Genomic DNA, 14,489 nt, shown 5'->3' with positions numbered 1-14,489 from the left:
CGCTTACCTATGCCAACGAGACGCTGTCCGCCGATCAGAAACAGCTGGAATTGCAGAACATCCCTGCGATGCAGGTGATGAAAGACCAGGCCGCGGTGGCTACTGCCGAAGGCGATCTTACCGTTTCCAGGGCGACGCTCAGGCTGAACGAGCTTCTCATCAAGGACGCACTCACCAAAACCGTCGATGATCCCACGCTGGCTGATATGCCTGTAATACCGCTTGATCTCATGGGAACACCGGATCCCAAGGCAACAGAGCAAATCGATCAGCTTATTGCCGAGGCCGAAAAAAACCGTCCCGACGTCGCGGAAGACCAGATTGCCATGCAGATCGCGCAGAACAACCTCAAGACCATCAAGAACGCGCTGCTGCCCAATCTTTCGCTCTATGGGCAGTACATTGGCACTGGCCTGGGGGGCGAGCTGAACCCTGTTTGCGCACTGCCTCAGGGAGAATGCAGTACCACGCTTCCTAAAGATTTTGCCGGAGCCTTTCAGAACACCTTCAATTATTCCTCTCCTGAATATCAGGTTGGTTTCTCACTCGTCGTTACACTTCGTAACCGTGTCGCCAAGGCCGACCAATTCCGCGCGGTGCTCGACTATCGCCAAAAAGAGCTGACGTTCGAGCAACAGAAGAAGACGATCCGCCTGGATGTCCGTAACTCACAGTATTCACTCCAACAGGCCCAGGCCCGTGTTACCGCAGCCGAGAAAGCGCGCGATCTGGCACAGAAGACCTTCGATATTTCCAAAAAAGAGCAACAACTTGGAGCGATGTCTGCATATGACACGCTCACCAGCGAGCAGGCACTCGCTGTGGCTGAATCCGCGCTTGTTGTCGCTCAGACTGCATTTGAAAAAGCCAAAGTCGATATTGACCACGCCACCGGCTTTACGCTGGATCGCACGGGAGTATCCATTGATGATGCGAAGAGCGGCGTAGTCACGCATATGCAGTGAGTACAATCTAGTTCTGATGGCCACAACCTACCAACTCGGCGGAGCAGAAAGCGGCATCGCCACAACACAGCCGCCGCGTGTGCTGATTGCCGACGACCAGCCGCATATCCTGGATGCCCTGGAGCTTCTGCTTGAGCCGGAGGGATATCGCATAGAAAAGGCGCGTTCGCCGATGATGGTGCTGAGCGCGCTTCAGTCCGGCTCATTTGACGCGTTACTCGTAGACCTGAACTACACCCGCGATACGACTTCGGGCAAAGAGGGGCTCGATCTTCTTACGCAGATCAAGGCTCTCGACAGCCAGGTGCCTGTGATTGTGATGACGGCGTGGGCGAATGTCGAGGTCGCCGTGGAAGCGATGCGCCGCGGTGCACGTGACTTCATCCAGAAGCCCTGGGACAATGCGCGATTGCTCACCATTCTGCGCACGCAGATTGAACTGCATCATGCGGTGAAGCGGGCGCAGCGGCTGGAGGCAGAGAACCGCATCCTGCGTGGGCAGGGGCTTCCGGAATTGATTGCTACGGCTCCGACGATGCAACCGGTCTTGACCACGATTACGCGCATCGGACCTTCTGATGCCAACGTTTTGATTACTGGCGAACATGGTACGGGCAAAGAGGTGGTGGCGCAGATGCTTCATGCGCTGTCGCAGCGTGCCTCGCGCTCGCTAGTCGCTGTAAATACCGGAGCGCTGCCGGAAGGCACGTTCGAGAGTGAGCTGTTTGGCCATGTGAAGGGGGCGTTTACCGATGCACGTACGGAGCGCATCGGGCGCTTTGAGCTGGCTGATGGCGGGACGCTTTTCCTCGACGAAATTGCCAATGTGCCTCTGCGCCAGCAGGCCAAGCTGCTGCGTGTGCTTGAAACCGGAGAGATGGAGCGAGTTGGCTCATCGAAGACGCGGCGCGTAAACGTGCGCGTGCTTTCTGCGACGAATGCTGATCTCCGCGCTGAAGTCGAACAGGGACGTTTTCGTGCTGACCTTCTTTTCCGGCTGAATACCGTAGAAATTCATCTGCCGCCACTGCGTGAACGGCGGGAAGATATTCCGCTGCTGGCGGCGCATTTTCTGAACCGCTATGCCACGCGCTATCGCAAGCAGATGGAAGGCATTGATCCGGCAGCGTTGCAGGCGATGCTGCAATATCCATGGCCGGGAAATGTGCGTGAGCTGGACCATACGATTGAGCGCGCCGTTCTGATGGCGCGCAGTGCGACGATTGAAGCATCAGACCTGGGCCTGAACCAGGTGCGCATTTCTACCCAGGCGCTGGAAGATATGAGCCTGGAGTCTGTAGAGAGTATTCTCATCCGCAAGGCGCTGGCCCGTTGCAGTGGTAACGTGAGTCAGGCGGCTGAAGCGCTCGGCTTAAGCCGCGGCGCTCTGTACCGGCGGATGGAGAAATATGGCATCTGACAAGCGGCACGCAGCCACAAGCAAAATTCCAGCAGAAGGCTTCCGCTTCGAGGCAAAGATCAAGATCCTGATCACCTCGTTGTGCGTGCCGATCTTTGCCTTGTGCGCCGTGCTGTTGTGGATGGAGCATGTCTCGTTCTCTGTGATTCTGGGCGCGCTGGCAACGCTGGCCCTGGTTGTTCTGCTGGTGGCGTCGATCTTTCTTGAACAGGTTGTGAGGCCACTGCAGACTTTGGCTAACGTTGTTGCGGCGTTACGTGAAGAGGATTTTTCCTTCCGCGCGCGCAATGCTACGCCGCACGATTCGCTGGGTGAGCTGGCAATTGAGATCAACCAGCTTGCAGACACGCTGCAGGCACAGCGACTGGGCGCTCTGGAAGCAGTAGCACTGTTGCGCCGCGTGATTCTGGAGATGGATGCTCCAGTGCTCGCATTCGATGAGCAGGGAACGCTGCGGGTTGTGAATCCGGCGGCGGAGCGGGTGCTGCATCTGAATGCGGCGCGCGACCTGGGAAGAAAAGCCAGCGAATTGAACCTGCAGCGTTTCCTCGAAGAGGAAGATGAGGGCATTGTTGCCATTGAGTCGCAGGGGCAGCATACGCGCTGGATGGTGCGGCGCAGCAGCTTCCGCCAGCGCGGTGTACCGCATACTCTGCTGCTGCTTTCTAACGTAAGTGCTGCGCTGCGCGAAGAGGAGCGCGCGGCGTGGCGCAGATTGATTCGCGTGCTGGGGCATGAGATCAGCAATTCGCTTGCTCCTATTAAATCTATCGCGGGAAGTCTGCGGCAGAGGGTCGGGCAAGTATCCAGCGATAACACTACAGATTTTGAACGCGGGCTCAATGTGATCGAGAGCAGGGCCGAGTCGCTGAACCGCTTTGTGCAGGCCTACAGGCAGCTGGCGCAGCTGCCGGCTCCGGTGCTGCGGAGTGTGCCTCTTCCGGCGCTGCTGGATCGTGTAGCAGGACTTGAAACACGACTTACGATTGAGATTGATGAAGTGCCGCAGGTGAACCTGAGGGCCGATGCCGATCAGATAGAGCAGTTGCTGATTAATCTGGTGCGGAATGCAGTTGAAGCTGCTCTGAGTGAGCATGAGGAGGGTGGAGCGCAGGGTGAGCCCAGAGTGAAGATCTATGGAAGGCTTGCCGGAGAATCGGTTTCTATTCTCGTGGAAGACAATGGGCCTGGACTCGCGAATCCTGGAAATCTCTTCGTTCCTTTCTATACAACCAAACGGAGCGGTACGGGCGTTGGTCTGGTGCTTGCACGGCAGATTGCCGAGGCGCATGGAGGGTCGCTTGAGCTGCGCAATCGTGCCGATGCCAGGGGATGCCAGGCAGAGGTCAGGATTCCTATGGTCTTAGATCATGAGTTGGTGAGCATGGCGGGAGCCCTTCGGTGAACTTCCGGTAAGATGGAATCAAATTCCCATTGAACAAATAACAGGGGGAAAACAAACATAGTGAGTACGTCTGTCTCTGGCGCGCAAACGGTGAAGGTAGCGATTCTGGGCTTTGGAACTGTGGGCAGTTCTGTGGCGCGCATTCTTTGTGATGCGAAGCCGGATAGCGTGGAACTGACTCACATCTTCAACCGCAGCGTTGCGCGCAAGCGTGCTGACTGGATTGCATCGGGTGTTATCTGGACAGAGGACATTGACGATGTGTTGTCGTCTCCTGTGAATGTGGTGCTGGAACTGGCGGGTGGTTTGAATCCTGCGGGTGAATGGGTGCGCCGCGCGCTGGAGGCGGGGAAGTCTGTCGTCACTGCGAATAAAAAGTTGATCGCGGAACATGGCGTCGCGCTGGATAAGCTGGCGCGCGATAAGGGAGTGCATCTTTATTATGGTGCTGCCGTTGCAGGCGGAGTGCCTGTAATTCCCGGTATCCAGCAGGGACTTGCAGGCGACCGCATCAAACGCATTGAAGGCATTCTGAATGGGACCTGCAACTTTATCTTGAGCAAGATGGAAGAGGGCGCGGAGTTCGCGCCGGTTCTGAAAGAGGCGCAGAAGCTTGGATATGCGGAGGCTGATCCTACGGAAGATGTGGGCGGATTTGATGCGCGTGCCAAGCTGGTGATTCTTTCGCGTATTGCGCTGCGCGCTGATCTGGTTGTGAATGAGGTCTCCTGTAAGCCGATTACGGAAATTGCAGCTATCGATTTTGCGTATGCGAAAGAGATGGGCTGCACGATCCGCCAGATTTCTCGCGCGGAGCTTAACGGAGGTCGCGTGCTGGCCGCAGTCGGGCCCATGCTGGTGCCGCTGGCTTCTCCGCTTGCGTGGTCGCGCAGCACGGAGAACATGGTGCTGGTGGGTGGCGAATATGGAGGCGATGTTGTTTTCTCGGGACATGGGGCAGGCGGCCATCCGACGGCAGTTGCTGTTGTCTCTGATTTGCTGGCTGTTGCACATGGTTCGCGGACCATTGATCTTCCCAGCAAGAAAACGGCGATCAGTTCAGATCTTCTTGTGCCGCACTATATTCGCTTCATTGTGAAAGACCGGCCGGGCATTATTGCTCAAATTGCCGGAGCTCTAGCCGAGCAGGAAATCAATATTCATGCGATTCTGCAGAAGCCCGGGTATACCAAGACAAATCTGCCGTTTGTGGTGATCGCAGAGCCTGCTCCGGGCTCAGCGTTGCAGCGCGCTTTGGAAAAGATCGCGCATCTCGATTGCCTGCTGGAGCCGACGCTCGATATGCCGATTCTGGATGCGCAGAGCTTGCGCTAAGCCTCACTTCTTGCGCTTTATGGGCTTCTTTGGCGCCAGGCCAGTGGATTCGCGCACGATCAGATCAGGCTGCATGACGATCTCTTCTGGAAATTGTTTTTCCGGGTGCTCGATCATATCCAGCAATACCTGTGCGCCTTCGCGGCCCATGTCCCGCAGCGGCTGACGTACTGTAGTGAGGCTGGGTTTGTGGTATCCCGCGCTCATGATGTCGTCAAAGCCGATAACGGAGATGTCATCGGGCACGCTCAGGCCTGCGTCGTAGATGGCGCGGATGACTCCAATGGCGGAAATATCGTTGAAGCAGAATATGGAGGTGAAGTCGCGGGTGCGGGCCAGAAGATCTCTCATCGGTCCGTAGCCTACTCCAGGCGACCAGCTATCTACTTCGAGCTGAATGCAGTGCTCAGCATGCACTTTCATGCCGAGCTTTTGCGCCACTTCCAGAATGGAGCGCCAGCGGTATTCCGTGTCGGGGATAATGTTCGGGCCCTTGATGAAGGCGATGTTGCGATGGCCGAGATCGTAGAGATGCTTGAGCGCCAGCTCGGCGGCTTTCCTATGATCGAGGATGATGTTGGTGACTCCGGGTGACTGGTTGTGCGCGGAGATGGCGACTGTGGGAAGTGGGCTGCGGATTTCAGACGGTGTGTTAAGCAGCAGGAAGCCATCGACGGCGCGCTCGACCAGCAGGCGCGGATACTCCTGCATTAAGTCCTGGTTCCAGTAATGACTGGCGGTGAAATAGAAATACTGTGAACGGAGCAGGTGTTCTTCGACGCCGTTCATCACCATGGTGAAGTAGCCTTCGCTGAGATCAGGGGCGAGAACACCGATGGACATGCTGCGGTTTTTGCGCAGTGAGCGGGCGAAATAGTTTGGCCGATAGTGGTATTTTCTTGCGGCCTGGAAGACTCGCTCCCGAGTACGTGCGGGGATGGATTTTGCGGCAGGCGAATCGTTCAGCACAAGAGACACAGTGGTCTGCGATAACTGCAGGATGGAGGCCAGCTGCTTGAGATTGATCTGCTCGCCGTCTTTTGGTGAATACGGGGCTTGCTGCGGCCTGTCTTTGCGGTCTTCGCTCATAGGCGATTTGTAACACGTTTGAAATGAAGACGCTATCTGCCTGTTTCTTCAAGCGATATTGGTCTCTTCGTATGCTCCAAACACTTTCTTGAGTGCGCTGCAGATTTCTCCAATAGTGGCGTAAGCCTTCACGCAATTGAGCAGGTGGGGCATGGTGTTGGCATCTTTTTCTGCGGCGCGGCATAAGGCGAAAAGGCAACGATCTACGGCTTCGTTCGAGCGCTCGCGGCGCAGCTTTCGCAGTTTGGCGGTCTGGGCTTCGCGTACCGATTCGTCGATGTAGAGAATTTCCGGCTGGGGCTCGTCGATGGTGTATTCATTTACGCCGACGATGATTTTTTCGCGGGCTTCCACGGCGCGCTGGTATACATAGCTGGCTTCGGCGATTTCCTTTTGCGGAAAGCCCTGCTCAATGGCGCGCACCATTCCGCCCATTGCGTCAAGCTTCTCAAAATATTCAAAGGCGGACTTTTCCATATCTAAGGTGAGGCGTTCGACGAAATAAGAACCTCCGAGCGGATCGGCCACATCTGCTACTCCTGATTCGTAAGCGAGAATCTGCTGCGTGCGAAGGGCGATGCGGGCGGCGTCTTCTGTGGGCAAGGCGAGTGCTTCGTCATAGGCATCGGTGTGGAGAGATTGTGTTCCACCGAGCACTGCGGCAAGCGCCTGGATGGCGACGCGCGCGATGTTGTTCTTTGGCTGCTGGGCGGTGAGTGAGACACCGGCGGTCTGGGTGTGAAAGCGCATCCAGGTGGAGCGGGAATTCTTGGCGCCGAAGCGTTCAATCATGACGCGATACCAGATTTTGCGCGCGGCGCGGAACTTGGCAATCTCTTCGAAGAAGTCGTTATGCGCGTTGAAGAAGAAGCTCAGGCGTGGGGCGAAATCGTCGATGGCAAGACCGCGACGGAGGGCCCACTCGACATATTCGATTCCGTCATAGAGCGTGAAGGCGAGCTCCTGCTGGGCGGTCGATCCAGCTTCGCGGATGTGGTAGCCGGAGATGGAGATGGGATTGAAGCGTGGCGTAAAGCGCGAGCCAAATTCGAAGGTATCGATGACGAGGCGCATGGAAGGCGCGGGTGGGAAGATGTACTCCTTCTGCGCGATGTATTCCTTCAGGATGTCGTTCTGCAAGGTGCCAGAGATATTCTTCCAGTCTGTGCCCTGTTTTTCTGCGACCGCGAGGTACATGGCCCAGATGACGCTTGCGGGAGAGTTGATGGTCATGGATACAGTGGTCTGCTCGAGGTTGATTCCGGAGAAGAGCGTTTCCATGTCTTCGAGTGAGTCAATGGCAACGCCGCATTTACCGACTTCGCCTTCGCTTTGCGGATCGTCGGAGTCGCAGCCCATGAGCGTGGGCAGATCGAAGGCTACGGAGAGGCCGCTGCCTCCGTTAGCAAGCAGGTATTTGTAGCGTTCGTTTGTTTCTTCCGGTGAGGCGAAGCCGGAGAACTGGCGCATCGTCCAGAGCTTGCCGCGATAGCCGCTTGCGTGGATGCCGCGTGCATATGGCGGCTCTCCGGGCTGGCCGAGATAGGCGTCCTGTTGTGATCCCCAATCCTGGGGGAGGCTTTCTTCTGTGTAAAGGCGCTCGACGGGTACGCCGGAGATGGTCGTGAAGCGCGTGCGGCCTGCTTCATCGAGGTTAACTCCTGTTGCTGCGCCGATTGGTTTTTCTGGTGCTTTGCTCAGTGCCGGGTTGAGGGTTTGCTCTTCCCAGCGTTGCTTTGCTTCGGATTTGGATGAGTCTGCCATCAAGAAACTTCTCAGCATAGGGGACGAAGTGGATCATCGGCAAGGTTATATCCACATCCTTCGCAGTATGAAGCCTGAGGCTTCGCCCAAAGGCATTTCACCACCCTTCGCTTCACTCAGGGCAGGCTCCGGCCACAGAGAGCACAGAGGTGTTTTCAATAATTCTCGTCATCTCCGATTGGCTGGCCGGGAGGTGTTTCGAGTCCACCTGGTTCAGCGAATTTTGAGGGATCTTTGCTGAAGGCTTCGATTTCTTTTTCTGCGGATTGCCAGTGGGCGCGGAGGAGCGGTGATGTTGACGTATCGCTGGCCTTGCTCTTCAGCCAATTTTGAAGGTCAGCAGCCTGAGCAGTGGCGATGGCCCGTGCTTCCGGTGAAGTGGATGGCGAGGCGGCGAGCGCCAGAAGGTGGCGGAGAACTACGTCTTCCACGGTAAGCTGCGTGTTGAGTGTGGTTGCCGTCTGACGGGGAGCGTACCAGGTTGCCTTTAGTGTTTCGCCGATGACGTCGTCAAGGCCGGGCTCGGAGTTGTCGCGCAGCTTGTATTCTACGAGACGGCTGGCGCGCGTTGGCTCGAAGAGGAGGCTGGTTGTGAGTCCGGCAGCGGATTCAACCGCGCCCTGTGGGTCGAAGGCGAGGCCTGTTCTTCCGGGAAAGGATTCGGAGGTGCGAGGATAGTCCGGAGGACGCGGAGGAAGAATCTGCAGGAGTGACGGAGACAGTGTTAGCGTTGCTGGATCAAGTGTGCGGAGAACGGCGGTCAGCGCTTTCTTCTGCTCATCGGCGGGGACGATCTGAGATGCCGGCTGGCCGTCGCCGCGCAGAGCATAGCGATAGTCGAGACCGCCTATTTCCTTGCTGGCGGCTTCGGTCTGGTAGCGATGCAGCAGGTAGAGCGGCACCAACGTATCCTCGAGCAGAGCCAGAGGTTCTCCGGGTTGGATGGCATTTTCATTGAAGCGATCGAGGGCAGCCGCACGAATCTTGAGGATCCGGGTCAATTCATCAGCGGGATCGGGGCCGTTGTCCCAGAGATGCGAGTGCGGATGGGGGCTGCCAAGCGGGCGCGAGTCTTCATCGGTAATGAAGTAGAGGCCTTTGTCGGTGGCTTTGCGCAGGATGCTGTCGAGCGCCTTATGCTCGTCTGTGTTCTTGGGGAAATCGGAGTAACCGTAGGTAATGGCGACTTTGTCCCATGCGCCGATGCCGACTGCATAGGCATGTGAAAGATTGGGTGTGCCATCGGGCTTGAGTGTGATCTGCGGGTGCGGATAGTCCATGACGGACGTTCCCGGAGCAATGGAACTGGAGACGAAGTTATGCGCGAGGCCGAGTGTATGGCCCACTTCATGCGCGGCGAGCTGGCGGATGCGGGCCAGTACCATCTCCCTCATTATTTCGGGAACTGGCTTGCCTTGCTCATAAGGTGAGAGCAGGGCTTCGGCGATCATGTAATCCTGACGCGAGCGCAAGGAGCCGAGTGTGACCTGGCCCTTGATGATCTCGCCGGTACGGGGATCGGTGACGCCTTCGCCATACGACCATCCGCGAGTGGAACGATGTACCCACTGGATGACGTTGTAGCGGACATCCATCGGGTCGGCGCCCTCGGGCATTACTTCTACCCTGAAAGCGTTTTTGTATCCAGCGGCTTCGAAGGCCTGGTTCCACCAGCTGGCTCCTTCAACGAGCGCGCTGCGGATGGGCTCAGGAGCGCCGCGGTCAACGTAGTAAATGATGGGCTTGACCGGTTCGCTGATGGCCGCATTGGGGTCTTTCTTCTGCAGGCGATGGCGCGCGATGAGGTGAATATCCATCGGCTGGCCTAACGGGGCGGAGTAGTCGCGATAGGTTACTCCGAAATAGCCTGAGCGGGGATCGAAGGCGCGGGGCTTGTATCCGTCGTCCGGTAAGTGGATGAAAGAGTAATGCTCATGCACGGTGACGGCGTGAGCGTCCGGCGTGACTGATGTGACAAGTTTGCCGTTGGCCGGGCCATCGGTAGTGAAGGTCAGCACGGATTCTACTTCGGTGTTGAGCGGGAAGTTCTTCAGGTCTTCTGCAGCAATGGTGCTGCGGCTCGGGTCGATTTTGTATGTTCCCTGTTTAGCCTGCTGCAGGCGCTCGGCTACGCGATGCGCGTCGTGGAGAAAGAAATCCGTGGCATCGACCAGGACTTTGTTGCTGTCTTCGGCTTCTACTTTGAAGCCCCACAGGACGGACTCGGCGAATGACTGGGTGACGTCGAGCTGCTCTTCAGGTTGAGTGGAGCTGGCGCGGTAACGTAGATTCCGCTCGATCAGCAAGACCTTGGGGCCGCTGCGGTAGAAGCGCACGACGCGACCCTCACCTAGCTGACCGCGATCGAGACCCAGATCATTTGAGCCAACGCCGTAGGGCAGGGAATCAAGGAAGAGAAAGTCTTTGCCGAAGGTATCGATTTCGAGGTAGAGCTTGCCTGCCTTTGTATCCCATGCAAGTGGGAAGAGTCCGTCGAGCTTCTGCATACCGGCTGTTTTCTGCGTGATGGATGGGGCATCAGCGAAGCAGGGCAGGCACATGGCAAACAGCAAGGGAAATGCGAGAACTCGGCGCAATGGGAACATTCGTCAGCCTTAAACGGAGATATCTGGCAGCGTAACGTGTTCTTTTCAAAGACGCTAGCTTTTTTCTTGCTGCCACGCCTTCGCGTATTTCCAGCTCACGTAGGCGGAGTGATAGAGGTGCAGAAGCAGCCCTTCGCGCCCGTCCAGAAATCCAAGGCGAAAAATGTAGTTGTAGAGGAAGGTCGCGGCGGGATTGAGAAGCACATTCCAGGCGAAGGCCAGGAAACTGCGGCTGGTCTTGCCTTTAGTCGCAGCCTGTTCTGCGCCCAGAGTGCTGTAGCGGTTCATGTGCTCGATATAGGTTTCGAGCGTGGGATAGGCACGGTGGATCAGACCGGCGGTGAGAGTCTGTGTCGCGCCAGAGTATTGCATGGTCTCATGCACGGAGCGTTCCTCAAACCTGGCCGCGCCTTTACGAAAAAGGCGCAGCTTCGGGTCGGGGTAGTAGCCGCCATGCCTGATCCAGCGGCCGAGGAAGAAGTTTCTGCGCGGCAGGAAATACGCGTCTACTGATGGAGCCTCGTTCAGCAGTTGCTGGATTTCATGAGTGAGCTCGGCGCTTACCTCTTCATCGGCATCGAGTGAAAGTACCCACTCGCTTGAACATTGCTCGATGGCGAAGTTTTTCTGGCGACCGAATCCGCGCCATAGCTCTGTGATGACCTTCGCTCCGAAGCTGCACGCAATCTCGATAGTGTGATCCGTTGAGCCGCTATCGACCACCACGATTTCATCTGCCCAGCGAACGCTCGATAGCGTTGCGGGCAGATTTGTTTCTTCATTTTTCGTGATGATGGCGACCGAGAGGGTTTGTCCCATGGATGCTATGCGAGCGTGATGGAATCCGTGCCCAGATGTTCGTTGATGAAGCGGGCGACCAGAGGTTTCAGCGATGTGCCATCTTTGGGCAGGATGAAGTCCTGCGCATCTTCTGACCAGTCAAGCTTGAAACTGGTGGAAAGAGCGGAGATCCATATCTGGCGTACAGGCGCGTTCGGAGTGATGACGAACTTGGCGGGCGGCTCATCGAATACGATATTGAGCACGCCTCCATGCTCTTCTGCTTCGAAGTCGCCGTCTTCTTCAGCGGCTATCAGGCTTTTTTTTAACGATTCGATGGCCGTATCGGCATACCGGCGGAAGGTAATTTCATCTAACATGGCATCAGTGTAGCAAGGGGTGTCCCAAGTTGGTACGAGGGACATATTCAACAGAATTATCGCCGTATTTTCATCTTGGATTCAGGAAACATGCCTCAAAATCAGGGCAAATGGAGGGACAGAAGATGCGGGTTTTCTGGATAGCGGCGATACTCCTCACGACAAGCCTTCTCTCACCTGCTCAGACAACATCTCCATCCATACAGCAGCTTATTAAGGACGCTGCCTACAACGAACTCCATGACCGCGAACGAGATAGCTTCTGGCAGTATTCCATTCAGCAGCGGCTGGGAGCGCAGAGCTTCGTTAAATACCAGGTGGAGACGGGGCAGGGGCCAATCTACCGCATTATTGAAAAAGATGGGCACCGTCTGACCCCAGACCAGCAGCGCGAAGAGGAAGCAAGGCTGAGCGCGCTGATGAATAATCCCGGCGCACTTGCCAAAAACCGTGACAGCCATTTGCAGGATGAGGAGCGAATGCAGCGCCTCCTGGCCCTGATGCCTGATGCATTTCTTTACGAGCCTGATGGGCAGTCCTCTGGCGATTTGCTCACACTAAAATTCTGGCCAAACCCGGCGTTCAAGCCGCCAACATATGAGGCGCGCGTCTTTCACGGAATGGCCGGCACGATGGTTGTCAATCAGAAGGCGAAGCGGATCGTGGCCGTGCACGGCACGATTATCAATCGGATTGACTTTGGTTATGGGTTGCTCGGGTACGTTGATAAGGGCGGTCGCTTTGAGCTTCACCGTGAGCAGGTGAGCGACACGCGCTGGAAGACAGACCTTGTAGATGTACATGTATCCGGGCGCGTGATTCTCTTCAAGAGCGTGAGCAAAGACCACTATGAAGCCCGCTCGCAGTTCCAGCCTGTTGAGACCACCATCAGCCTGCCTGAAACCAGACGCATTCTCGACCAGGCAGCCACTGAAAATCAGGCCAGCCTGTCTGTTCCCGAACATAAATAGCTGCCCCCCTCTTCCGGTTTCATGCATCTATCCTTTCTGGAGAGATGCATGGCGAAAAAAGTCGCGGAAGTGATGGTGGACGCATTAGTTGCCGCCAAGGTGAAGCGTATCTACGGCATTGTCGGTGATTCACTGAACGGCTTTACCGATGCATTGCGCAAATCAAAAGAGATTGCATGGGTGCATGTGCGCCATGAGGAAGCGGCGGCGTTTGCTGCAGGCGCAGAGGCACATCTTACCGGAGAATTAGCTGTATGCGCGGGAAGCTGCGGTCCAGGCAATCTTCATCTTATCAACGGACTTTTTGATTGCCATCGTAATCGTGTTCCGGTGCTTGCAATTGCTGCGCACATTCCCAGCCCGGAGATCGGCAGCGGGTATTTTCAGGAGACGCATCCGCAGAATCTGTTTCAGGAATGCAGCTCTTACTGTGAGATGGTGAGCATTCCGGAGCAGATGCCGCGCGCCCTGGAGATTGCTATTCGTACTGCGATTGAGCGGCGCGGCGTTTCCGTGATTGTTATTCCCGGCGATGTTGCGTTGAAGGATTGTCCTGCTTCGAATCGCATTGTTCCGGTGAAGCGGGCGACTCCGATCATTCGGCCTTCGGAGGCGGAACTGCAGCAGGCCGCTGAAATTCTGAACCGATGTGAGAGGATCACCATTCTGGGCGGCGCCGGATGCGAGGGCGCTCATGCTGAGTTGATCGCTACAGCAGAGGCACTGCAGGCGCCGATTGTTCATGCGCTGCGCGGCAAAGAATTTATCGAATATGACAATCCGTTTGACGTAGGTATGACTGGCCTGCTTGGATTTGCTTCCGGCTATCGCGCCATGATGAAGAGCGAGGCACTCCTAATGCTGGGGACGGATTTTCCGTATCAGCAGTTTTATCCGCCGGAGGCGAAGATTATTCAGGTGGATGTGCGCGGCGAGCAGATTGGCCGCCGTACGAAGGTGGATCTTGGATTGGTCGGCAATATGAAAGACACGCTACCGGCATTGCTTCCTCTGCTGAAGAAGGACCGCAGCAGGAAGCATCTGGAAGACAGCGTGGAGCACTACCACAAGACACGCAAGGGACTCGATGATCTTGCCGTGGGTGAGCCGGGAAAGACTCCGATCCATCCGCAGTATGTGACTAAGCTGGTGGATGAGATTGCTGCAGAGGACGCGATCTTTACTTGCGATGTTGGTACGCCAACCGTATGGGCTGCACGTTATCTCACAATGAATGGCAAGCGGCGGCTGCTCGGGTCGTTTTCGCATGGCTCGATGGCGAATGCGGTTCCACAGGCCATTGGAGCGCAGGCAGCATACCCGGGCCGTCAAATTGTTACGCTTTCCGGCGATGGTGGCGTGAGCATGATGATGGGTGATCTGCTGACGCTCAAGCAATCGAATCTTCCAGTAAAGGTTGTGGTTTTTTCCAATGGCACACTGGGTTTCGTCGAGATTGAAATGAAGGCTTCAGGATTTCTCGACTTCGGCTGCGAGCTGGAGAATCCCAATTTTGCGGAGATGGCAGAGAGTGCAGGAATCTTAGGCAGGCGAGTTGAGAAGCCCGAAGAGCTGCGTCCTGCGCTGGAAGCTGCTTTTGCTCATGATGGTCCGGCACTGGTGGAGGTTCTGGTCAATCGTCAGGAACTTTCCATGCCGCCTGCCATTTCTCTTGAACAGGCGAAGGGGTTCACGCTTTACATGGTGAGGGCTGTTCTTAGTGGACGCGGAGATGAAGTGCTTGATCTAGCTCAGACAAATCTGCTTCGCTAAA

11 protein-coding genes are annotated in these 14,489 nt (G+C 56.3%); 6 read left to right on the top strand and 5 right to left on the bottom strand.

All coding sequences use genetic code 11. The annotated features are described in order from the left end of the window. The 4 genes from AC5S16_RS19520 to AC5S16_RS19505 form a co-directional block, all read left to right on the top strand. A partial coding sequence (locus AC5S16_RS19520; protein ID WP_493931781.1) for a TolC family protein occupies window positions 1–965 on the top strand: 965 nt, incomplete at its 5' end. A gap of 16 nt (window positions 966–981) precedes the next feature. Continuing rightward, the gene (locus AC5S16_RS19515; RefSeq protein ID WP_493931780.1) at window positions 982–2,385 is read left to right on the top strand and encodes a sigma-54-dependent transcriptional regulator; all 1,404 of its coding nucleotides are present in this window, start codon (window positions 982–984) and stop codon (window positions 2,383–2,385) included. After that, window positions 2,375–3,790 carry a sensor histidine kinase gene (locus tag AC5S16_RS19510; protein ID WP_493931779.1) on the top strand — a complete coding sequence of 472 codons (1,416 nt, stop codon included), beginning with the start codon at window positions 2,375–2,377 and terminating at the stop codon, window positions 3,788–3,790. Before AC5S16_RS19515 ends, AC5S16_RS19510 begins: the two co-directional genes overlap by 11 nt. A gap of 60 nt (window positions 3,791–3,850) precedes the next feature. After that, window positions 3,851–5,125 carry a homoserine dehydrogenase gene (locus AC5S16_RS19505; protein WP_493931778.1) on the top strand — a complete coding sequence of 425 codons (1,275 nt, stop codon included), beginning with the start codon at window positions 3,851–3,853 and terminating at the stop codon, window positions 5,123–5,125. A gap of 3 nt (window positions 5,126–5,128) precedes the next feature. Here the strand turns inward: AC5S16_RS19505 and AC5S16_RS19500 are convergent, their stop codons facing one another. The 5 genes from AC5S16_RS19500 to cyaY form a co-directional block, all read right to left on the bottom strand. Then, window positions 5,129–6,214 (bottom strand): LacI family DNA-binding transcriptional regulator, encoded by a 1,086-nt coding sequence (locus AC5S16_RS19500; RefSeq protein ID WP_493931777.1) that lies wholly within the window; start codon window positions 6,212–6,214, stop codon window positions 5,129–5,131. A 48-nt stretch (window positions 6,215–6,262) separates the two neighbouring features. Continuing rightward, complete coding sequence (locus AC5S16_RS19495) at window positions 6,263–7,978, bottom strand: acyl-CoA mutase large subunit family protein (protein ID WP_493931776.1); 1,716 nt, start codon at window positions 7,976–7,978, stop codon at window positions 6,263–6,265. A 155-nt stretch (window positions 7,979–8,133) separates the two neighbouring features. Further along, the gene (locus AC5S16_RS19490; protein WP_493931775.1) at window positions 8,134–10,575 is read right to left on the bottom strand and encodes a zinc-dependent metalloprotease; all 2,442 of its coding nucleotides are present in this window, start codon (window positions 10,573–10,575) and stop codon (window positions 8,134–8,136) included. A 63-nt stretch (window positions 10,576–10,638) separates the two neighbouring features. Next, window positions 10,639–11,403 (bottom strand): glycosyltransferase family 2 protein, encoded by a 765-nt coding sequence (locus AC5S16_RS19485; protein WP_493931774.1) that lies wholly within the window; start codon window positions 11,401–11,403, stop codon window positions 10,639–10,641. Between the two features lie 5 nt (window positions 11,404–11,408). Next, window positions 11,409–11,744: an iron donor protein CyaY gene (cyaY, locus tag AC5S16_RS19480; protein ID WP_493931773.1), complete on the bottom strand. Its 336-nt coding sequence runs from the start codon at window positions 11,742–11,744 to the stop codon at window positions 11,409–11,411. A gap of 125 nt (window positions 11,745–11,869) precedes the next feature. On the opposite strand from cyaY, the gene AC5S16_RS19475 reads away from it, so the two are divergent. Then, the gene (locus AC5S16_RS19475; protein ID WP_493931772.1) at window positions 11,870–12,715 is read left to right on the top strand and encodes a hypothetical protein; all 846 of its coding nucleotides are present in this window, start codon (window positions 11,870–11,872) and stop codon (window positions 12,713–12,715) included. Window positions 12,716–12,763: 48 nt separating this feature from the next. Next, complete coding sequence (gene poxB, locus AC5S16_RS19470) at window positions 12,764–14,488, top strand: ubiquinone-dependent pyruvate dehydrogenase (RefSeq protein WP_493931771.1); 1,725 nt, start codon at window positions 12,764–12,766, stop codon at window positions 14,486–14,488. Window position 14,489 lies beyond the last annotated feature (1 nt).

The organism is Acidobacterium sp. FHG110202_01, from assembly GCF_059115305.1.
Note: the sequence above shows the minus strand (reverse complement) of the source record. Positions and strands in the feature narration are given on the sequence as shown.